Raw genomic sequence first — 387 nt, 5'->3', positions numbered from 1 at the left:
TCATGACTGGTTCGAAGGACGCGCTGCTAAGTGCTGCTTGCTGGTTTATATCGATGATGCCACTGGAAAACTGTTGCATCTGCGCTTCTGTGAGGCGGAAACGACCTTCGACTATATGCTTTCAACCCGAGCCTACATTGAACAATACGGTAAGCCTCTGGCCTTTTATAGCGATAAACATTCGGTCTTCCGAGTGAACCAGAAATCGAGCCAGGACAGCAAAATCACGCAATTTGGCCGGATTCTGAATGAGTTAAAGATTGATATTATCTTTGCCAACTCACCACAGGCTAAAGGTCGCGTAGAACGCGCGAATAGAACCCTTCAAGACCGTTTGATCAAGGAGATGCGTCTGGAAGGCATCAGTTCGATTGCTGAGGCCAATGC

General features: G+C 47.8%; 1 protein-coding gene. It reads left to right on the top strand.

Annotated features, from left to right (window positions below; translation table 11 throughout):
• Positions 1-387: transposase family protein (locus NI470_RS15695; RefSeq protein ID WP_481124123.1), on the top strand; the 387-nt coding region annotated here is incomplete at both ends.

This window comes from Acinetobacter lwoffii (assembly GCF_024129115.1).
GTDB lineage: Bacteria > Pseudomonadota > Gammaproteobacteria > Pseudomonadales > Moraxellaceae > Acinetobacter > Acinetobacter lwoffii_T.
Note: the sequence above shows the minus strand (reverse complement) of the source record. Positions and strands in the feature narration are given on the sequence as shown.